We start from the raw sequence: 20,449 nt of genomic DNA, 5'->3' as shown, positions 1-20,449 counted from the left end.
TGCCGGGGCAAGCCTTTGGGGATGGGGTCACGCCTGTTGCCGGTGCTGCTTTTCCAGCTTCTTGCGGATGCGGTCGCGCTTGAGGTTGGACAGGTAGTCGACGAACAGCTTGCCGTTGAGGTGATCGCACTCGTGCTGGATGCACACGGCGAGCAGGCCTTCGGCTACTTCCTCGAACGGGTTGCCATCGCGGTCCTGGGCCTTGATCCGCACCTTCTGCGGGCGGTCTACATTTTCGTAGAAGCCGGGAACCGACAGGCAGCCTTCCTGGTACTGGTCCATTTCCTCGGTGAGGTATTCGAATTCGGGGTTGATGTAGACCCGAGGCTCGGACTTGTCCTCGGAGAGGTCCATCACCACGACGCGCTTGTGTACGTTGATCTGCGTTGCCGCAAGACCAATGCCCGGCGCCTCGTACATGGTCTCGAACATGTCGTCGATCAGCGTGCGCAGGGCGTCATCGAAGACCGTGACCGGCTTGGCGATGGTCCGCAGACGCGGATCGGGGAATTCGAGAATGTTCAGAATGGCCATATACGTTTGTGATGCACTTGTGGAATAAAGTCAAAATCGGCTGCTAATATGCTGAGCAGCATCGAAAAACGGCTGGAAAGCGCGGTAGGGGCGGCTTCCAGGCGTTTCATGTGTACACATAATAAAGGGATTCACCGCATGAGGAAAACACTACTCGCCCTGCTGCTGCTCGCTGCAGGCGGGATGGCGCAGGCTGCCGTGCAGCTCAAGGACGGCCATCCGGATCGCTATACCGTAGTGAAGGGCGACACCCTCTGGGACATCTCCGGCAAGTTCCTCAGCAAGCCGTGGAAGTGGCCGGAAATCTGGCAGGTGAATCCGCAGATTCAGAACCCGCACCTGATCTACCCGGGTGACGTGCTGAGCCTGGTGTATATCGACGGCCAGCCGCGCCTGATGCTCAACCGCGGCGAGTCCCGCGGAACCATCAAGCTGTCGCCGCGGGTGCGCAGCACCCCGATCGCCGAGGCGATCCCGACCATTCCGCTGGACAAGATCAACGCCTTCCTGCTGTCCAACCGTATCGTCGACAGCGACACCGACTTCTCCAGCGCTCCCTACGTGGTCGCTGGCGACCAGGAGAGCGTGATCAGCGGTGCCGGTGACCGTGCCTACGCCCGCGGCGATTCGCTGTCCGAAGAGAGCAGTTACGGCATCTTCCGCCAGGCCAAGGTCTATACCGACCCGGAAACCAACGAAGTCCTGGGCATCGACGCCATGGATGTAGGCGGCGCCAACGTCACTGCGAAGGAAGGCGACGTCGCCACCCTGATGCTGACCCGTACCACCCAGGAAGTCCGTTCGGGCGATCGCCTGTTCCCCACCGAGGAACGTGCGATCACCTCGACCTTCATGCCCAGCGAGCCGAGCACCCCGATCAAGGGCACCATCATCGACGTGCCGCGCGGCGTGACGCAGATCGGCAAGTTCGACGTGGTGACCATCGACAAGGGCACCCGCGATGGCCTGGCCGAAGGCAACGTGCTGGCCATCTACAAGCTGGGCGAAACCGTCCGCGATCGTGTCACCGACGAAATGGTGAAGATCCCGGACGAGCGCTCGGGCCTGGTGATGGTCTTCCGTACTTACAACCGCTTGAGCTACGGGCTGGTGCTGACCGCTACCCGCTCGCTGGAAGTCAACGACCGCGTCCTGAACCCGTGATGCGCGCGTGACTTGAAGAAACCCCGCTCCGGCGGGGTTTTTTGTGGGCGCAATCCGGAAGGGTCCGACAGCGGCGGCACCGGCAGGCGCGACATAGTCCGGCGATCTCCTGGCATCGAGGATTTCGCCATGCCCGTCGACCCCACCCTCTCCCCAGCCGAGCTTGAAGCGCGGCTGCGCCTGCATGCCTTGCCCGAACTTGGGCCACGGCGTTTTCGCCGGCTGCTGGACGCTTTCGGCTCGGCGTCTGCCGCCTTGAGCGCGCCAGCGGCGGCGTGGCGCTCCCTGGGGCTGCCGTCGACTTGTGCAGAGCCACGCCGCGACGCGCGTATTCGCGAGCAGGCGGCGCAGGCCATGCGCTGGCTGGAGGCACCGGAGCAGCACCTGCTCATGTGGGATTCGCCGGGGTATCCGGCACTGCTCGCAGAATTGGAGGATGCACCGCCCCTGCTGTTCCTGGCTGGCGAGCCGACCTTGCTGGAGCGGCCGCAGCTGGCGATGGTCGGTAGCCGCCGGGCCAGCAAGCCGGGGTTGGATACCGCGCGGGCCTTCGCCCGGAGCCTGGCCGGCGGTGGTTTCGTGATCACCAGCGGGCTGGCTTTGGGGATCGATGGGGCCGCCCATGAAGGCGCGCTGGACGGCGGCGGCAAGACGGTCGCCGTGCTGGGGACCGGCCTGGAGCACCTCTATCCGCGCCGCCATCTGGGCCTGTCGAGGCGTATCGTCGAGCAGGGCAGCGCGCTGGTTTCCGAGTTTCCCCTGCACACCGCGCCCCAGGCTTCGAACTTTCCCCGGCGCAACCGGATCATCAGTGGCCTGTCCCTGGGCACCCTGGTGGTGGAGGCCAGCCCGTCCAGCGGTTCGCTGATCACGGCGCGGCTGGCCGCCGAGCAGGGCCGCGAGGTCTATGCGATCCCCGGCTCGATCCATCATCCCGGCGCGCGCGGCTGCCACGAGCTGATCCGCCAGGGCGCGACGCTGGTGGAGACGGTCGAGCACATCCTCGAGGGCTTGCAGGGCTGGACGCACAGCGCGCCGAGGGTGGAAGCCGCGCCTTCGTGGCCGTCCCATCCACTAGTCGATCTGCTGCGCGCCGCCCCGCAGAGCAGCGAGCAACTGGCCCTGCGCAGTGGACTGGAACTGCCGCAGGTGCTGGCGGAACTCACCGAACTGGAGCTGGACGGGCGGGTGGCCTGCGAGGCCGGCGTCTGGGTGCATCGCGCCCCCTGAGCACGTAAACTGCCGCGCATCGCAGATCCGAGGAACTCCCGATGTACAGCAACTGGCGTACCCAGCGCATGGCCCAGGTCGTGCGCGATGGCGGTGTGATCGCTTATCCGACCGAAGCCGTCTGGGGCCTGGGCTGTGACCCGTGGAGCGCCGACGCCGTGTACCGCCTGCTGGCGATCAAGGCGCGACCGGTGGAAAAAGGCATGATCGTGGTGGCCGGCGACATCCGCCAGTTCGACTTCCTCCTCGAAGACCTGCCCGAAGCCTGGCAGGACAAGCTCGCCGCCAGCTGGCCCGGCCCGAACACCTGGCTGGTGCCGCACCAGGGCCGCCTGCCCGAGTGGGTGACCGGCGAGCACGATACCGTTGCCCTGCGCGTCACCGACCACCCGCTGGTGCGCGAACTGTGCCGCTACACCGGCCCGCTGATCTCCACGTCCGCCAACCCGGCCGGGCGCCCCGCCGCGCGCAGCCGCCTGCGCGTCGAGCAGTACTTCCGCGGCGAATTGGACGGCGTGCTCGGCGGCTCCCTGGGCGGGCGCCGCAATCCCAGCCTGATCCGCGATCTGCGCACCGGCGAGACCGTTCGCCCGTCGTAAGCCGGTCGCCACGACGCGACTCGGTTCGCGAGCAAGCTCGCTCCTACAAGAGCGGATGCACCCTGAGGAGCGAGCTTGATCGCGAATGATCTTCAGATCACGGCAGCAGAATGGTCGAGCCGGTGGTACGCCGCGCCGCCAGCTCGGTCTGCGCCTTGGCCGCCTCGGCCAGACTGAAGCGCTGGTTGATCTCCACCTTCACCTTGCCGCTGGTAATCATGCCGAACAGGTCGTCCGCCATGGCTTGCAGGCGTTCCGGCGTGCTGGCGTAGCCGAACAGCGTCGGGCGGGTGACGTAGAGCGAGCCCTTCTGCGAGAGGATGCCCAGGTTCACCCCGTCCACCGGGCCGGAGGCATTGCCGAAGCTCACCACCAGGCCGCGCGGCGCGGTGCAGTCCAGCGAGGTCAGCCAGGTGTCCTTGCCCACCGAGTCGTAGACCACCGGGCATTTCTTCCCGTCGGTCAGCGCCAGCACGCGCTCCACCACGTTCTCGTGGCTGTAGTCGATGGTTTCCCAGGCGCCGTGGGATTTCGCCAGTTCCGCCTTGGCAGCCGAGCTGACGGTGCCGATCAGGTGTGCGCCGATGGCCTTGGCCCACTGGCAGGCGATCAGCCCGACCCCGCCGGCAGCCGCGTGCCAGAGGATGGTCTGGCCCGGCTGCACGTTGTAGGTCTGGCGCAGCAGGTACTGCACGGTCAGGCCCTTGAGCATGACAGCGGCGGCCTGCTCGAAGGTGATCGCATCGGGCAGCTTCACCACGCTGGCGGCCGGCAGCGTGTGCTGCTCGCTGTAGGCGCCCAGCGGCCCGGTGGCGTAGCCGACGCGGTCGCCGACCTTCACGCTGGTCACCGCGCTGCCCACCGCCTCCACCTCACCGGCACCTTCGGTGCCGACACCGGATGGCATCGCCGGTGCGGGGTACAGGCCGCTGCGATAGTAGGTGTCGATGAAGTTCAGGCCGATGGCGCGGTTGCGCACCCGCACCTCATTCGGACCGGGCTCGGCCGGGGTGTAGTCGACGATTTCGAGGACTTCCGGGCCGCCGGTCTTGGCGAATTGAACACGCTTGGCCATGTCGCTCTCCTGATGACGCGAGGCTCTGCCTCGCCGGGGAAAAGACTTTCATCCAAGCCGCCAGCTTGACGGCCGTCAAGACCAGCTTTGCCGGCGGCGATGGTATGCTTGCGCCCGTTTTCGTACCTGAACCCCGCTCCGGCCCGCGCCACGCGTGGCTTTCCCGCTCCAAGGTGATTCTCGTGACCGACCGCATCGAGGCCGTGAAGGCCTACCTGCTCGACCTGCAAGACCGCATCTGCGCCGCACTCGAAGCCGAAGACGGCAGCGCACGCTTCGTCGAAGACGCCTGGCAGCGTCCGGCCGGCGGCGGCGGTCGTACGAGGGTGATCGGCGACGGTGCCTTGATCGAGAAAGGCGGGGTGAATTTCTCCCATGTATTCGGCAGCGGCTTGCCGCCGTCCGCCAGCGCGCACCGTCCGGAACTGGCCGGCCGCGGCTTCCAGGCGCTGGGCGTGTCGCTGGTGATCCACCCGACCAACCCCCACGTGCCGACCTCCCACGCCAACGTGCGCTTCTTCATCGCCGAGAAGGAAGGTGAAGAGGCCGTGTGGTGGTTCGGTGGCGGCTTCGACCTGACGCCCTACTACGCCCACGAAGAAGACTGCGTGCTCTGGCACCAGGTCGCCCGCGACGCCTGCGCGCCCTTCGGCGCGGACGTCTACCCGCGCTACAAGGAATGGTGCGACCGCTACTTCCACATCAAGCACCGCAACGAGCCGCGCGGTGTGGGCGGCCTGTTCTTCGACGACCTGAACCAGTGGGACTTCGACACCAGCTTCGCCTTCCTGCGGGCCATCGGCGATGCCTACATCGACGCCTACCTGCCCATCGTGCGCAAGCGCAAGAACATCCCGTACACCGAGCAGCAGCGCGAATTTCAGGCCTTCCGCCGCGGCCGCTATGTCGAGTTCAACCTGGTCTACGATCGCGGCACCCTGTTCGGCCTGCAGTCGGGCGGGCGTACCGAGTCGATCCTCATGTCGCTGCCGCCGCAGGTACGTTGGGGCTATGACTGGAAGCCGGAGCCGGGCAGCGAGGAAGCGCGCCTCACCGAGTACTTCCTCACGGATCGGGACTGGTTGGCGCAGGCCTGATCTGCGCTTTTCGGGTGGTTCGCGAGCAAGCTCGCTCCTACAAACGTACTCCAGCGCTTCACTGTAGGAGCGAGCTTGCTCGCGAACCTGGTCTGGTACCCCGATAGAAAACCCGGCAAGCTCCTGCCCTTTCCAATCTTCTCGCTCCAGGACTTCCCATGGACCGCTACTGCGTCTTCGGCAACCCCATCGGCCACAGCAAGTCGCCGCAGATCCACCGCCTGTTCGCCGAACAGACCGGTCAGGCGCTGAGCTATGACGCGCGCTTGGCGCCGCTGAATGACTTCGCCGGGAACGCCCGCGAGTTCTTCGTTGAGGGCCTGGGCGGCAACGTTACCGTGCCGTTCAAGGAAGACGCCTACCGCCTGGCCACCGAGCTGAGCGAACGCGCGCGCCGGGCCGGCGCGGTGAATACCCTGAAGAAGCTGGACGGCGGCGGACTGCTGGGCGACAACACCGACGGCGCCGGGCTGACCCGCGACCTGACGGTGAACCACGGTGTGACCCTGCACGGTGCGCGTATCCTGGTGCTGGGCGCCGGGGGAGCGGTGCGCGGAATCCTCGAACCTTTCCTCGCCGAGCAGCCGGCCTGCATCGTCATCGCCAACCGCACGGCGTCGAAGGCCAGACAACTGGCCAACGAATTCAAGGACCTGGGCACCGTGCGCGGAGGGGGCTTCGACTTGAGCGACGAACCTTTCGACCTGATCGTCAACGGCACCTCGGCATCGCTGGCCGGCGAGTTGCCGCCGATCGATCCGGCGCTGATCGAGCCGGGCCACACCGTCTGCTACGACATGATGTACGGCAAGGACATCACCGCGTTCAATCGCTGGGCTGCCGAGCATGGCGCGGCGCGCTGCATCGACGGGCTGGGCATGCTGGTGGAGCAGGCGGCGGAGGCCTTCCTGCTGTGGCGCGGCGTACGGCCGGACTCGGCGCCGGTGCTGGAAGAATTGCGCCGGCAGCTCAAGGGCTGAGCGCTCGGAAGGGCGTGCGACCACTTGTAGGAGCGAGCTTGCTCGCGAACCAACGCCCAGCAGCGAAGTCGCCTGGAGAATCTGTTCGCGAGCAAGCTCGCTCCTACAGATGAAGCCAGGCGCTATTCCTCCACCTGCAACACCCCGCCCTTCTCCATCTGCCTTTCCAGCTCCGCACGCACCCGCGGCCGCGCATTGCGCAGCACCAGGCTGCGGCCTTCGCTGGCCAGGCGCCGGGCCTCCTGCTGAAGCATCTGGGCGCCGGCGAAATCGATGAAGTTGACGTGGTGGGCGTCCAGCACCAGGCGCTCTCCGCGGGTGTGCTGCATCAGTTTCTGCAGGTAGTCGCAGGCGCCGAAGAAGATCGAGCCCTCGATGCGCAGCACTTCTTCATCTTCGCGCGCCCACTGCTGCACACGTGGCTGCGAGGTGCGCTTGAGGTAGAAGAACAGCGAGGCGAGCACACCGGCGTAGATGGCGTTCTGCAGCGGCAGCAGCAAGGTGGCGGCGAGGGTCAGCAGCATCACCAGGGACTCGGCACGACTGCCTTTCCACAGGGCGCGCAGCGCCGGGCGATCAACCAGATTCCAGCAGATCAGCAGGATGCCGGCCGCCATCGCCGACAGCGGGATATGGGTGATCAACCCGGCACCCGCCAACGCCAGCAGCGCGACCCACAGTGCCGAGAAGACCCCGGCCAGTGGCGTGCGCGCGCCGGCATCCTGATTCAGCCCGGAGCGGGTGAAGGAGCCGGCGGACAGCGTGCCCGAAAGCCACGGCCCGATCAGGTTGGAAAGCCCCTGGGCGCGCACTTCCTGGTTGGCATCCAGCGGTTGGTGCGAGCGCGCGGCCAGCGCGCGGGCAATGGACAGGCTGGTGACCAGCCCGAGCATCCCGCAGGCCACGGCAGCGGGGAGCAGTTGGGCAATCGCCGACAGGTCGAACGACAAAGGGCTGAGTGGCGGCAGCGCGCTGCGGAACGCGGCCACCTTGGCGACGCCGGCAAAGGTCGCGGGCATCGCCCAGACCAGCGCGCTGGCGCCGAACAGGCCGACCAGCAGCGCCGGCCCGCGCCGCCACAGGCGCTTCACCAGCAGGCTCAGCGCGAGGCTGAACAGGCCGACCAGCACCGAAGGCCCATGGAACTCCGCCAGCTTCCCCCACAGCGCGGCGGCACTGGTCAGCGCCGTGCCCTGCCCGCTCGCGGTAATCCCGAGCAGATAGGGCAACTGGCCAACGACGATCACCAGCGCGGCGCCGCAGGTAAAGCCCAGCAGCACCGAGTGAGAAACGAAATTCACCAGCACGCCGAAGCGCAGCAGGCCCAGCAGCCACTGGAACAATCCGGCGAGGAAGGTCAGCAGCAGTGCGTACTGGATGAACTGCGCGCTGCCCGGCGGCGCCAGCGGGGCGATGGCGGTGAACAGCACCACCGAGATCGCCGCCGTCGGCCCGCCGACCATGTGCTTCGACGAGCCCCACAGGCAGGCGATCAGCACTGGCAGCATCGCCGCGTACAGACCGTACTCCGCCGGCAGCCCCGCAATAAGCGCGTAAGCCATGGATTGCGGCAGAGCGAGCACCGCGCCGGAAAGACCGACGCCCAGGTCACGGCGCACATCACGCCCCGTGACCTGCGGCAGCCAGGCGAGGAAGGGCAGCAGGCGGATCAGACGTTCCTTCACGGGCTACAGCTTGGCCTTCACGGCGGCCAGCGCATCACCGCCGTCGCGGGTCTTCACGCCTTCAAGCCAGGTGTCGAGGCTCTGTGGATTGGCCTTGATCCAGGCCTTCACCGCGTCAGGATTCTTCACGCTCTTCTCCAGCACCTCGGCCATGATGGCGTTCTCCATCTTCAGGTCGAAGGACAGGTTGGCCAGCAGTTTGCCGCTGTTCGGGCACTGCTCGGTGTAGCCGTTGCGCGTCACGGTGAACACGCTGCCGGTGCTGCCGAAGTATTTCTCGCCGCCGGTGAGGTACTTCATGTCGACTTTCACGTTCATCGGATGCGGCGTCCAGCCGAGGAATACCACCCAGCGATCACGCTTCACGGCGCGGCCCACCTCGGCGAGCATCGCCTGCTCGCTGGACTCCACCAGCTTCCAGTCGCCCAGGCCGAATTCGTCGCCGCCGATCATCTTCTGGATCGACTGGTTGGCCGGTGCGCCGGAGCCGATGCCGTAGATCTTCCTGTTGAACTGGTCGGCATGCTGGTCCAGATCGGCGAAGGTCTTCACCCCGGCGTCCCACACATAGGTCGGCACGGCGAGGGTGAACTCGGTGCCCTGCAGGTTCTTCGCCAGCTGGGTGACCTGCTTGCTGGCGATGAACTGGTCGTGGAACCCCTGTTGCGCCGGCATCCAGTTGCCGAGGAAGGCGTCCACCTGGCCGTCGCGCAGGCCGCCGTAGGTGATGGGCACCGACAGGGTGTCGATCTTCACCTTGTAACCCAGGCCGTCGAGAAGGAAGGCGGCGATGCCGTTGGTGACGGCGATGTCGGTCCAGCCCGGATCGGCCAGCTTCACCGTACTGCAGGCTTCATCTTCGGCCCGGGCCAGCGGGCCGCCCAGCGCGAGTGCGCCGGCCAGCAACAGCGTCGATGCTCTTCGTACGGTGTTCTTCATGCTCCCTTCCCCTTCGGCTTGTTGTGCTTGTTGTCACGGTTGCGGATAGCGGGCGCGGCGCTCCAGATCGTCAAGGTCGATGTGGTTGCGCATGTACTGCTGGCTGGCGTCGACCATGGGCTGGTGGTCCCAGCTCTTGAGCGTGCCGTGGGTCAGCGCATCGGCCACCAGCCGGCGGCGACGCTGGCTGGCCAGCACTTGCCGGGTGATGGCCGGCACATCCCAGCGCGCGCGGGCTTCGCCCAGCAGGTCGCGTAGCAGGTTGGCGTGGACGGGCGAATCGGCGAGGTTTTCCAGCTCGCGCGGGTCGTTCTTCAGGTCGAACAGCAGGCACGGGTCCTGCTCGGAATAGACGAACTTGAAGTCGCCGCGGCGGATCATCATCAGCGGGCTGACGGTGCCTTCGGCGGTGTATTCGCCGATCACTTCGTCGTGGCCGCCGGTGCCCTGCAAGTGCGGCAGCAGCGAGCGGCCATCGAGGTTGATGCCGGGCTCGAGCTGTCCGCCGGCCAGTTCGACGAGGGTTGGCAACAGGTCGACGGTGGAAACCGACTGGCTGACCCGGCGCGGGGCGAAGCGCCTGGGCGCGTGCACCAGCAGCGGCACGCGGGCGGCCATCTCGAACCAGTGCATCTTGTACCAGAGGCCGCGCTCGCCAAGCATGTCGCCGTGGTCGCCGGAGAACACGATCAGGGTGTCTTCGCCCAGGCCGCAATCCTCCAGGGTGCGCAGCAGCGCGCCGATCTGCGCGTCGACATAGCTGCACGCGCCGAAATAGGCACGGCGTGCTGCGCGGACCTTCTCTTCGGGCATCTCCTGGCCCCACAGGTCGATCACCTTCAGCAACCGCTGGGAGTGCGGGTCCTGTTCGCCCTGGGCGATCTGCACGGCAGGCAGCGGGATGTCCTCGTCGCGGTACAGGTCCCAGTACTCGCGCGGGATGGTGTAAGGGTCGTGCGGGTGGGTCATGGACACGGTCAGGCAGAACGGCTGCTCGGGGTGTTCGCGCACATGGTCGTAGAGGTACTGGCGCGCCTTGAACACCACTTCCTCGTCGAAGTCGAGCTGGTTGGTGCGGACGCACGGGCCGGCCTGCAGCACCGAAGACATGTTGTGGTACCAGCTCGGGCGCACGTCCGGCTCGTCCCAGTTCACCGCCCAGCCGTAGTCGGCGGGGTAGATGTCGCTGGTCAGGCGTTCCTCGTAGCCGTGCAGCTGGTCCGGGCCGCAGAAGTGCATCTTGCCGGAGAGCGCGGTGCGGTAGCCCAGGCGGCGCAGGTAGTGCGCGTAGGTGGGGATGTCGGCGGCAAAATCCGCGGCGTTGTCCCAGGCGCCGATCCTGGTCGGCAACTGGCCGCTGACCAGGGTGAAGCGCGACGGCGCGCAGAGTGGGCTGTTGCAGTAGGCCGAGTCGAAGACCACGCCTTCGCCGGCGAGGCGCGAGAGGTTGGGCAGCTTGATTGGCGACTGAGCGTCGTAGAAAGGCAGGAGCGGCGCGGCCATCTGGTCGGCCATGATGAAGAGGATGTTCGGGCGCTGGCGCTTCATGGCGTTGGGCTTATCCTGTTGGCGCTGTTATGGGATGCTGTGCTTTTGCAGAACTGCATCGAGTCTGTTTCCAGCTGGACCGGGGGTAAACCGCATGGTGCGACATGCTTCGGATAACAGCTGCTTATGTGAGAGCCGGGTATGAGCGTGCCCCTTGAGCTGCTGCGCGTGTTCGAGGCCGCGGCCCGCCTGCTGAGCTTCACGGCCGCCGCCGGCGAGCTGGGCACCACCCAGCCGGCGGTCAGCCAGCAGATCAAGCGCCTCGAGAAGCTGCTGGCAGTGCGCCTGTTCGACCGCATCCACCGCGGCATCGCGCTCACCGAAAGCGGGCAGGTCCTGCAACAGCATGTTCAGGCCGGCCTGGAGAGCATCGATGCCGGCGTTGCGGCGGTCACCGCGAAACATCCCCACGAGGTGCTGCAAGTCGCCACCGACTTCGCCTTCGCCGCCTATTGGCTGATGCCGCGCCTGCCGCGCTTTCGCCAGGCACACCCGGAGCTGGACGTCGGCCTGATCAGCAGTGATCGCAGCCCGATTTCCCTGCGCAGCGACATCGATGTCGCCATCGCCTTCGGTGACGGGCGCTTCAAGCACGGTGAGGCGCTGCGGCTGTTCAGCGAGGAAGTATTCCCGGTGTGCAGCCCGCGTCTGTTGGATGGGCGTGAGCTTCCGTTGACGGCGCAGGCACTGACCGAGTTGCCGCTGCTGCACCTTCATCCCGAGGCGTCGAGCCGCTGGTTCGACTGGCCAGGGGTCTACCGCGCATTGGGCATCGACGGGGCGCCGGCCCCCGCCGGATTGCGCTTCGACAACTACACCCTGCTGATCCAGGCGGCCATTGCCGGGCAGGGCGTTGCCATTGGCTGGCGGCATCTGGTCGACGAACTGCTGGAGCAGGGGTTACTGTGCCGGCCCATCGCCGAATCCGTGGAGTCGAGGTTCGGCTATTACGCCGTGTTGCCCGAGCGCAAGCGGCGCATGCGCCTGGTGCAGCGTTTCGTCGACTGGCTGCAGGCGGAACTGGAGCAGGACCGATGAACGACACCCCGATCAAGGATTTCCACGCCCACGTCTACTTCGACGCGAGCAGCCTCGAGCGCGCCCGCGCGCTGTGCGAAGAGGCGGCGCGCCGCTTCGGCGCGAAGATGGGTCGGGTGCACGAGCGCCCGGTCGGCCCGCATCCGGACTGGAGCTGCCAACTGGCCTTCGACAACGCCACCTTCGCCACCCTGGTGCCGTGGCTGGCGCTGAATCGCGATGGCCTGGTGATCTTCGTTCATCCCAACACCGGCGATGACCTGCGCGACCACCGCGACCACGGCCTGTGGATGGGCGAAGTGCGCCCGCTGGACCTCTCGCAGTTCACGAGCTGACACGTTTTTGCATTCGATAATAATTCTCGATTCGGTGTATGCTGCCGTCCCTTCGCATCGGTCTGACAGACGTTGGCCGGTTTTTCGGGGTATTTCGGCCATCATGCGGCGCTTCGCCTCCTCCTCCCTGCTGCAGAGCTTCCAGGCGCATTACGCGGACCTGATGCGCTTCCTTGCGCGGCGATTGGGCGACAACCAGCGCGCGGCAGACGTGGCCCAGGACACCTGGTTGCGCCTGGCCGACCACCCCGCCGAAGCCGAGGTGCAGGACCCGCGCGCCTACCTGTTCCGCGTCGCCGGCAACATCGCCATCGACAACCTGCGCCGCGAGGGCCGGCTGGCTGAGCTGCATGTCGATGAAGCCGCCGCGGATGACCTCAGCGATCCCGCGTCCGGGCTGGAGCACCGCCTGCTCGCCCATGAGGCGCTGGAGCACCTCGACGCCGCCCTCGACCAATTGCCCGCCAATGCCCGCCAGGCGTTGCTGATGAACCGCCTCGACGGCCTCACCCACGCGCAGATCGCCCAGCGCCTGGGCGTTTCCGAGAGCATGGTGGGCAAGTACATCGTCCAGGCCATGCGCCATTGCCGCGACTGGGCGCAGCGCCAGGGAGACGCGCCATGAGCCGCGTCGAACAGAACCTGCTGGGCGATGAAGCCATCGAGCGCCTGGTGCAGCTGCATTCAGGCAGTGCCGGTGCCGCCGAGCGCATGGACTTCCTGCGCTGGCGCGGGCAGAGCCCGGAACACGAGCGCGCCGCCCGCGAGGCAGAGGCGCTGTGGGGGAGCTTGCCGGAAACCCGCCACGCCGAGGATTACCGCCGCCGCGCCCGGCGCCCGCGCCGCTGGCTGGCGCTGGCCGCTGCCGCCTGTGTCGCGGCGATCGCCGTCACCATTGCCCAGCCCGAACCGCTGGCCGGGCTGTACTCCGACTACGCCACGCGCACGGGTGAGCGGCGGATGCTGCAGCTGGCCGATGGCAGCCGTGTCTGGCTGAACAGCGACAGCGCCCTATCCGTAGACTTCAGCCCGCAGCAGCGGCGCCTGCGCCTGCATGCTGGCGAAGCCTTGTTCGAGGTGGCAAAGGATGCGGAGCGGCCCTTTATCGTCGAAGCTAGGGGCGGCGAGGTGCGCGCCGTGGGCACGCGCTTCGATGTGGACAGCCGCGGGCCGCAGGTACGTGTCGATGTGACCGAGGGCGTGGTGCAGGTGAACAGCGCTGGCAGCGCGCCGGTGCGGCTGTCCGCCGGCGAGCGCCTGAGCTACCGCGAGCGCACCGCGCCCGAGCCGGCGCAGCCGCTGGATCTCGCCAGTGCCAGCGCCTGGCAGCGCGGCAAGCTGATCTTCAACCAGCGCCCGCTGGGCGAGGTGCTCGACGAGCTGGAGCGCTACCTGCCCGGGCGCATCGTGCTGACCGACAGCGCGCTGCGCCAACACAAGGTCAGCGGGGTGTTCGACCTGCAGGACCCAGGCGCATTGCTCAAGACGCTGGAGCGGCTGCAGCCGGTCACGGTCACCCACCTGCCCTGGCTGGTGCTGATCCGCCCGGCGCCGAACGCCTGACCGTTTTTTGTAGGAGCGTGGGGGACGCCTAGTTCTTGCTCGCGAACCGCCCAATCTCGGAGCTGCCGGGAAATTCGTTCGCGAGCAAGCTCGCTCCTACAGGAAGGTCTCGCTGTGGCTGTCCAAACAAGAAAATGAAAATATTTTTCATTCAGCACTGCAAGGTTTGCATGACCGTTTCGTCGTAGGCAGGAACGCGAAAAATTCTCAATACGCGACCCTGCCCACACAAGAACGGATTTCACCCGCATGCATTACCGTCCTTCCCCGCTGCACCGCGCGATCCTGCTCGCTTCCCTGCTCGGCGCCGCCGCGCCCGTCGTCCATGCTGCGAACGCTGCCGCCGTCGAGCTGCATATCGCCCCGCGCAGCCTGGACAGCGCGCTGACCCAGTTTGCCGACCAGGCCGGGCTGCACCTGCTGTTCAACTCCGAGGACATCCAGGGCCTGCAGAGCGAAGGGCTGGACGGTACCTACACCACCGAGGAAGCGCTCAACCAACTTCTCTCCGGCAGTGGCGTGAGCTGGCGCTTCACCGACGAGCGCACCGTGCTGCTCAAGCGCGAGAAGGACGACTCCGCGGCCCTGAGCCTGGCGCCGATGCAGATCAGCGTGGCGGCGCGCACGCCCACCGATATCAGCTCGATCCCCGGCACCGTCTGGGTGGTCGACCAGACCCAGCTGCGTGAACAGCTCGACACCGGCGTCAGCCTGAAGGAGGCCGTGGGAAAGCTAGTTCCCGGTCTTGACCTGGCGCCCGAGGGCCGCACCAACTACGGCCAGAACATGCGCGGGCGCAACGTGCTGGTGATGATCGACGGCGTCAGCCAGAACAGCTCGCGCGGCCTGTCGCGCCAGTTCGACAGCATCTCGCCGTTCAACGTCGAGCGCATCGAAGTGCTCTCCGGCGCCAGCGCCATCTACGGCGGCGGCGCCACCGGCGGCATCATCAATATCATCACCAAGAAGGGCGCAGCCGGTGATGCGCGCTTCGAGACGCAACTGGGCGCCACCAGCGGCTTCAACAACAGCGATGACCTGTCCACTCGCGCCGCGCAGTCCATCAGCGGTGGCAACGACCGCGTGGCCGGCCGCCTGGGCGTCTCGGCGGAGAAGAACGAAGCCTTCTACGATGGCGGTGGCAACCAGATCTTCATCGACAACACCCAGACCGACCTGCAGTACAACCGCACCGTCGACGTGATGGGCAACCTCACCGCGCAGTTCACCGACGAGCAGAGCCTCGACCTGCTGGCGCAGTACTACGACTCGGGCAACGACGGCAGCACCGGTATCTACTTTCCCAACCTGAAGTACCAGGGCCCGTCGAACCTGGAGGATGCGGAAATCCGCAGCGGCCTGGACACCGACCTGGAACCGCGCTCGCGCCGCGTGCTGCTCAATGCCAACTACCACCACAGCAACCTGCTGGAGCAGGACTTCTACCTGCAGGCGTATTACCGCAAGGAAGACGACAACTTCTATCCGTTCCCCTACTACAACACCGGCAAGCCGACCGGCTCCAAGGGTGTGTACTTCGCCGGCTCGCAGCAGAACTTCGAGGTCAGCGGCCTGAAGGGCCTGTTCAGCAAGCAGTGGGATGCGTTGAAGTTCACCTATGGCGTGGACCTCGACCACGAGCGTTTCAACGCCGAGCAGAAGGTCTTCGACCAGCGCCTGTCCTCCGAGAGCGGCGGCCTGGACCTGGAAACCGCCAGCAGCGCACCGCGCTACCCGAGCTACATCGTCGATGGCCTGTCCTTCTATGGCCAGCTGGACTGGAAGGCCACCGACAACCTGACCCTCTCCGGCGGCGCGCGCCACCAGAAGATGGACGTCGAGGTGGACGACTTCAAAGGCGTGCCCGGTGGCAGCAACGACTACCAGGTCAACCTGTTCAACCTCGGCGCCATTTACGACTTCAAGAACGGCCACCAGGTCTGGACCAACTACAGCGAAGGCTTCGACCTTCCCGATCCGGCCAAGTACTACGGCAAGGCTGGTCTGTCGGTGGACGACAACCCACTGGCCGGCATCAAGAGCCGCCAGGTCGAGACCGGCTGGCGCTACAGCGACATGCAGTGGCAGACCCAGGCGGCGGTCTACTACATCTGGTCGGACAAGATCATCACCACCGACGCGGCGACCCTGACCATCGACGTGGAAGACCAGAAGAGCCGCGACTTCGGCTTCGAGGGCGCAGTCACCCGTTACTTCGACAACGGCTGGCAGGGCGGCACCACGCTGCACCTGGTGCGTTCGGAAGAAGAGGATGCCGATGGCGACTGGATCAAGCGTGATGCGCGCTATGCGTCGCTGTCCAAGTCCACCGCGTTCGTCGGCTGGGGCGATGGTGAGCGCAGTGCCCGCCTGCAGGCCCAGCACGCGTTCAACCTGAAGGACGATGCGGACCATGAAATCGACGGCTACACCACCTTCGACCTGATGGGCGAGCAGAAGACCGGCTTCGGCACCTTCAGCGCCGGTATCCAGAACCTGCTGGACAAGCAGTACAGCACCGTCTGGGGCCAGCGCGCCGCGCTGTTCTATTCGCCGACCTACGGGCCGGCCTATCTCTATGACTACCAGGGCCGTGGCCGCACCTTCACCCTGGGCTGGAGCCTGGAGTACTGAAGGGCCTGAAAGCTCTCTACCTGAAAAGACTCAGGCCACCTTTCCGGTGGCCTGATCGAGGGTTTCCACTATGCCGCCGCTAAGGCTTCGGCAGTGGCATAAAAGCACTTCGCCGAGCAGCTGCAATGAGGGCGTGGCGAAGTAGTCCAGCAGGGCGTCTTCGTCTTTCCAGCTGCCTTGCAGCAGCCACGGCTGGCCGTTCTCACGGGCGACCAACTGGCAGCGCAGGCACCCCGGCGCCCGGCGTGCGCCGTCGACCAGATTGTCGATCAGGGCGCCGAGTTCCGCCTCGTGCCCCGCCCGGGGGTGGATCTGCAATTCGTGTTCGATGGGGGTTTGCCAGTGCATGTCCTGTCCTCCGCATTACAGGAAGAAGTCCGAAGTGGCTCCTCGGACGACTGACAGCAAGAGTACGGCCCCGTCAGGCCCGCGCGTTATCCGGATGCTGCCGCCTTCTTGCCTGATCCTGCGGCAGGTTCGCCAGCCTCTGTAACAGGCCGTTTCCGGGCCATGCACCGCCGCGGTGCGCGCGTGGAGAGGGCTGCGGCTTGTCCATTCCTGCCGATTGCTTGCCTGATCCTCCAGCGGCTGCCTTACTGTCACACTGGGCGCTGTGCCGTGGGCGTAAGCTTCGAGCGCCGCCACTGGAGGTCCTGTGCATGTCCCAGTCCGTTCCCGCCTACGATCCCATTGCCGCCGGCCGCCAGGAGCTGGCCGACATTATCCAGCGCCACTGCCAGGGTGAAGGCGTCTTCGAGACCGCCATCGATTCCCTGCTGGTCGGTCGCAGCGACTGCCCCCACGAGGGCCGCATGCCGACCCTCTATCGCCCCGCCCTGTGCGTGATCGCCCAGGGCTGCAAGGAAGTGCGCCTGGGCAGCGAGGTGTATCGCTACGACGAACTCAACCTGCTGGTGGTGTCGGTGACGCTGCCGGTATCCGGCCAGGTGATCGAGGCCTCGCCGGAGAAGCCCTACCTGTCGATCCGTCTGGACATCGACCCCGGTGAGCTGACCCGGCTGATCGCCGAGGCCGGCCTCGCCGGCAGTGCGCCGCGCCCGGCCAGCCGGGGCATCTACCTGCAACGCCTGGACTGCACCGTGCTCGACGCGTTGCTGCGCCTGATGCGCCTGCTGGATACCCCGCGCGACATCGAGATGCTGGCGCCGCTGTTCGTCCGCGAAATCCTCTACCGCCTGCTGCGCGGCCCGCAGGGCCACCTGCTGCACGACCTGGCGATGACCGACAGCCAGACCCACCGCGTCACCCGCGCCATCGAGTGGCTCAACCGCAACTACGACAAGTCCCTGCGCATCGAGGACCTGGCCCGCGAGGTAAACCTCAGCGTGTCCACCCTGCACCACCGCTTCAAGGAAGTGACCGCCCTGAGCCCGCTGCAGTACCAGAAGCAGTTGCGCCTGCAGGAAGCGCGGCGGCTGCTGCTCTCCGAGGGGCTGGAAGTGGCAGTAGCCGGGCATCGTGTCGGTTACGAGAGCCCTTCGCAGTTCAGCCGCGAATACAGCCGCCTGTTCGGCGCGCCGCCGCTGCGCGACCTGGCGAGCCTGCGCGGTGCCCTGGACAGCGAAGCCGTGCCGGCGTAATCCGCCGTCAGATTTCTCGCTCCTGCGGGTGTTTCGACTGGGCATTGGCGCCCTGGATTTCTCCCTCACCCCAGCCCTCTCCCTCAGGGAGGGGGGGCGGTTCGGCGCGCATCGAAACAGGGGAGTTAGCCGGCGAGCGCCAAATTTTCAGAGCTCTCGGGACAGTCCCCTCTCCCCTTGGGAGAGGGTTAGGGTGAGGGCGTTACCGGGCGCCGAAACTCAGTCGGCGCACCGAATTGATGGGTATCGCTGCGCTCCACGCCATCCTACAAAGGCGTTGGCCGCAGGCAATCAGCGCTCATAAAGCTCCAACGGCAGGTCATCCGGGTCGGCGAAGAAGGTGAAGCGCTTGCCGGTCAGCTCGTCCTCGCGGATCGGCTCGCAGGCCACGCCGTGGTTCTGCAGATGGGCGACGGCGCTCTCCAGGTCATCCACGGCGAACGCCAGATGGCGCAGCCCCTGCGCTTCGGGATAAGACGGCCTGGCCGGCGCGCCGGGGAAGGAGAACAGCTCCAGCCGCGCATAGCCCAATTCCAGGTCGAGCTTCCAGGAGTCACGCGCGGTGCGATACGTCTCGGCGACCACCTTCAGGCCCAGCACCTGGGTGTAGAAGTGCTTGGAGCGCGGGTAGTCCGAGCAGATCAGGGCAACGTGGTGCAGGCTGTGCAGCAGGGGCATGGGTGGTTCTTCCCGGTGGGTCGGAGCGTTCTATCCTGACAGCCGTGTCCCGACGGTCAATGCTGGCGCTGTGAAGTCGGTCGCCAACGGCGCTGGAGTGATGGCAGTGCGCCTGCTAGCATCCCGCCGCCACCCCCACAATCACGGTCGACAGGACGTCCCCCGTACGGCCGCACTTGAAAGGAATCAGCATGAAGAAGACCGCCCTGGCCATCGCCATCCCCGTTGCCATCGTCGGCGCTGCCGTTGCCGGCGCCTGGTACACCGGCAGCCGTGTCGAGCAGGAAGTGAACCGCGGCATCACCGAAGCCAACCAACTGTTCCAGCAGGAAGCCCCCGGCCTGGGCGCCCACCTGACCCTGGTGGACATCCAGCGCGGGCTGTTCTCCAGCACCGCGCGCTACAACCTCTCCTTCACCGGCAAGGAAGGCGAAGAGCCGCAGATCCTGGTCTTCACCGACCGCCTCGAACACGGCCCCTTCCCGGCCTCGCGCCTGGCAGCGGGCAAGCTCGCGCCGGTCATGGCGCAGAGCCATTTCGCCCTGGAGCAAAACGAACTCACCGCTCCGCTGTTCACCGCCGCTGGCGGCAAGGCTCCGCTGTTCGGCGAGCTGACCATCCATTACGACCAGAAGCAGGAAGGCGCCGTTGAGACCGCCGCCCTGGAATTCGCCAAGGACAGTGACAAGCTGCGCCTGTCCCCGGCCAAGATCACCTTCAACGTCTCCGGCGACAAGAAGGACGTCAGCGCCGTGGGCAACCTCGCCGAGGTCGACCTGGACTTCACCGACGAGAACACCGGTCAGCCGGCGCGCGTACAGCTGCGCGACCTGGGCATGCAGGGTGACAAGAAGGAAAATGCCAACGGTTTTGCCCTCGGCCCCAGCTCCGCCACCATCAAGAGCCTGAACATCAAGTCGCCGGGTGCGCCGGAAGTCGAGTTGCGCGACGCCGTGGTCGAAGAGACCCTCAAGCAGGGCGGCAAGGGCCTGGACCAGAGCGTTTCCTACCGCGTCGGCAAGGTTGTGGTGCAGGGCCAGGAAATCGGCGGCGTGAAGCTGGACCTGAGCCTGCGCAACCTCGACGAGGGCGTGCTCAAGACCTTCAAGGAGTCCTACAACAAGATGGCCCTGGACAGCCTGGAAAGCACCGAGCTGACCCCGGCGCAGGAAGAGGAACTGAAGAAGCTCGGCCTGGCCCTGCTGGAAGGTTCGCCGGTGCTCTCGCTGGACGAGCTGTCCCTGCAGACCAGCCACGGCGTAGCCAAGGCTTCGCTGTCGGTCGACCTGCGCAAGCCAAACGCCGCCGCTGCCACGCCGGACGAGATGGCGCGCAGCATCCTCGCCGCGCTCAAGGCTGACCTGAAGGTGGACAAGGCGGTGATCGGCGACATCGTCGCGCTGCAGGGTTCGCTGGGTGGCGAGGCTGCCGGCAGCGTCGATCCGGTGGCGCTCAAGCAGCAGTCCGACGCCATGACCGACCTGTTCAGCGGCATGGCCCTGAACTCGCAGTGGGCCGTGCTCGATGGCAATGCCCTGTCCAGCTCGCTGGCCTACGCCAACGACCAGGTGAAGTTCAATGGCAAGGACATGAGCGTGCCGGAATTCATGGCCTTCGCCATGGGCTCCGCGCAGGGTCTCGGCCTGGGCGGCGGCGCTGCTGCCGGCGCCGAGGAAGAGCCGCAGGAAGAAAGCGTGGAGTAAGCCGCGCCTGAAACAAAAAAGCCCGGCATTCGCCGGGCTTTTTCAT

19 protein-coding genes are annotated in these 20,449 nt (G+C 66.3%); 12 read left to right on the top strand and 7 right to left on the bottom strand.

All coding sequences use genetic code 11. The features are described 5' to 3' along the window. Positions 1-27: 27 nt before the first annotated feature. Positions 28-534, bottom strand: a complete 507-nt coding sequence (gene def, locus G4G71_RS02650) for a peptide deformylase (RefSeq protein ID WP_017518883.1) — start codon at positions 532-534, stop codon at positions 28-30. A 138-nt stretch (positions 535-672) separates the two neighbouring features. Here def and G4G71_RS02645 point away from each other — a divergent pair, with 138 nt between their 5' ends. The 3 genes from G4G71_RS02645 (at position 673) to tsaC (ending at position 3,527) form a co-directional block, all read left to right on the top strand. Next, positions 673-1,698 (top strand): LysM peptidoglycan-binding domain-containing protein, encoded by a 1,026-nt coding sequence (locus G4G71_RS02645; protein WP_169935299.1) that lies wholly within the window; start codon positions 673-675, stop codon positions 1,696-1,698. A 129-nt stretch (positions 1,699-1,827) separates the two neighbouring features. Continuing rightward, positions 1,828-2,928, top strand: coding sequence for a DNA-processing protein DprA (gene dprA, locus G4G71_RS02640; RefSeq protein WP_169935298.1), 1,101 nt, complete (start codon positions 1,828-1,830; stop codon positions 2,926-2,928). A gap of 41 nt (positions 2,929-2,969) precedes the next feature. After that, on the top strand, positions 2,970-3,527 hold the full coding sequence (gene tsaC / locus G4G71_RS02635; protein ID WP_169935297.1) for an L-threonylcarbamoyladenylate synthase type 1 TsaC: 558 nt from the start codon (positions 2,970-2,972) through the stop codon (positions 3,525-3,527). A gap of 97 nt (positions 3,528-3,624) precedes the next feature. Here tsaC and G4G71_RS02630 read toward each other — a convergent pair whose 3' ends face one another. Next, positions 3,625-4,602 carry an NADPH:quinone reductase gene (locus G4G71_RS02630; protein WP_169935296.1) on the bottom strand — a complete coding sequence of 326 codons (978 nt, stop codon included), beginning with the start codon at positions 4,600-4,602 and terminating at the stop codon, positions 3,625-3,627. Between the two features lie 182 nt (positions 4,603-4,784). Between G4G71_RS02630 and hemF the strand changes: the two genes are divergently transcribed. Both hemF and aroE read left to right on the top strand, forming a co-directional pair. Then, positions 4,785-5,699, top strand: a complete 915-nt coding sequence (hemF, locus tag G4G71_RS02625; RefSeq protein WP_169935295.1) for an oxygen-dependent coproporphyrinogen oxidase — start codon at positions 4,785-4,787, stop codon at positions 5,697-5,699. Between the two features lie 158 nt (positions 5,700-5,857). Then, positions 5,858-6,679, top strand: coding sequence for a shikimate dehydrogenase (gene aroE, locus G4G71_RS02620; RefSeq protein WP_169935294.1), 822 nt, complete (start codon positions 5,858-5,860; stop codon positions 6,677-6,679). 122 nt (positions 6,680-6,801) lie between these two features. On the opposite strand, the gene G4G71_RS02615 is transcribed toward aroE, so the two are convergent. From G4G71_RS02615 to betC, 3 genes are read right to left on the bottom strand one after another with little or no spacing between them, the layout of a single operon-like run. Next, positions 6,802-8,364: a SulP family inorganic anion transporter gene (locus tag G4G71_RS02615; protein ID WP_169935293.1), complete on the bottom strand. Its 1,563-nt coding sequence runs from the start codon at positions 8,362-8,364 to the stop codon at positions 6,802-6,804. Positions 8,365-8,367: 3 nt separating this feature from the next. Continuing rightward, on the bottom strand, positions 8,368-9,303 hold the full coding sequence (locus tag G4G71_RS02610) for a choline ABC transporter substrate-binding protein (RefSeq protein WP_169935292.1): 936 nt from the start codon (positions 9,301-9,303) through the stop codon (positions 8,368-8,370). Between the two features lie 33 nt (positions 9,304-9,336). Next, positions 9,337-10,851, bottom strand: a complete 1,515-nt coding sequence (gene betC / locus G4G71_RS02605; protein WP_169935291.1) for a choline-sulfatase — start codon at positions 10,849-10,851, stop codon at positions 9,337-9,339. Between the two features lie 141 nt (positions 10,852-10,992). On the opposite strand from betC, the gene G4G71_RS02600 reads away from it, so the two are divergent. The 5 genes from G4G71_RS02600 to G4G71_RS02580 all read left to right on the top strand — a co-directional run bounded on the left by G4G71_RS02600 (position 10,993) and on the right by G4G71_RS02580 (position 16,421). Then, positions 10,993-11,889 (top strand): choline sulfate utilization transcriptional regulator, encoded by an 897-nt coding sequence (locus tag G4G71_RS02600; protein WP_169935290.1) that lies wholly within the window; start codon positions 10,993-10,995, stop codon positions 11,887-11,889. Beyond that, positions 11,886-12,224, top strand: a complete 339-nt coding sequence (locus G4G71_RS02595) for a DOPA 4,5-dioxygenase family protein (protein WP_169935289.1) — start codon at positions 11,886-11,888, stop codon at positions 12,222-12,224. The genes G4G71_RS02600 and G4G71_RS02595 overlap by 4 nt, the downstream gene beginning before the upstream one ends. A 103-nt stretch (positions 12,225-12,327) precedes the next feature. Then, positions 12,328-12,849: a sigma-70 family RNA polymerase sigma factor gene (locus tag G4G71_RS02590; protein WP_054907549.1), complete on the top strand. Its 522-nt coding sequence runs from the start codon at positions 12,328-12,330 to the stop codon at positions 12,847-12,849. Next, a complete protein-coding gene (locus tag G4G71_RS02585) occupies positions 12,846-13,787 on the top strand; it encodes a FecR family protein (RefSeq protein ID WP_169935288.1) in 942 nt (313 codons plus the stop codon). The genes G4G71_RS02590 and G4G71_RS02585 overlap by 4 nt, the downstream gene beginning before the upstream one ends. Positions 13,788-14,036: 249 nt before the next feature. Then, on the top strand, positions 14,037-16,421 hold the full coding sequence (locus tag G4G71_RS02580) for a TonB-dependent receptor (protein ID WP_169935287.1): 2,385 nt from the start codon (positions 14,037-14,039) through the stop codon (positions 16,419-16,421). 30 nt (positions 16,422-16,451) lie between these two features. Here G4G71_RS02580 and G4G71_RS02575 read toward each other — a convergent pair whose 3' ends face one another. Continuing rightward, entirely contained in the window at positions 16,452-16,769 is a 318-nt protein-coding gene (locus G4G71_RS02575) for a putative quinol monooxygenase (protein WP_169935286.1), read from the bottom strand. Between the two features lie 311 nt (positions 16,770-17,080). Here G4G71_RS02575 and G4G71_RS02570 point away from each other — a divergent pair, with 311 nt between their 5' ends. Next, positions 17,081-18,022 carry an AraC family transcriptional regulator gene (locus G4G71_RS02570; protein WP_024763669.1) on the top strand — a complete coding sequence of 314 codons (942 nt, stop codon included), beginning with the start codon at positions 17,081-17,083 and terminating at the stop codon, positions 18,020-18,022. A 291-nt stretch (positions 18,023-18,313) separates the two neighbouring features. Here the strand turns inward: G4G71_RS02570 and gloA2 are convergent, their stop codons facing one another. Further along, the gene (gloA2, locus tag G4G71_RS02565) at positions 18,314-18,700 is read right to left on the bottom strand and encodes an SMU1112c/YaeR family gloxylase I-like metalloprotein (RefSeq protein ID WP_169935285.1); all 387 of its coding nucleotides are present in this window, start codon (positions 18,698-18,700) and stop codon (positions 18,314-18,316) included. Between the two features lie 191 nt (positions 18,701-18,891). On the opposite strand from gloA2, the gene G4G71_RS02560 reads away from it, so the two are divergent. Then, the gene (locus tag G4G71_RS02560) at positions 18,892-20,403 is read left to right on the top strand and encodes a YdgA family protein (RefSeq protein ID WP_169935284.1); all 1,512 of its coding nucleotides are present in this window, start codon (positions 18,892-18,894) and stop codon (positions 20,401-20,403) included. Positions 20,404-20,449 lie beyond the last annotated feature (46 nt).

This window comes from Pseudomonas multiresinivorans (assembly GCF_012971725.1).
Classification (GTDB): domain Bacteria; phylum Pseudomonadota; class Gammaproteobacteria; order Pseudomonadales; family Pseudomonadaceae; genus Pseudomonas; species Pseudomonas multiresinivorans.
The sequence above is the reverse complement of the archived record's forward strand: the minus strand, read 5'-3'. Positions and strand labels throughout refer to the sequence as shown.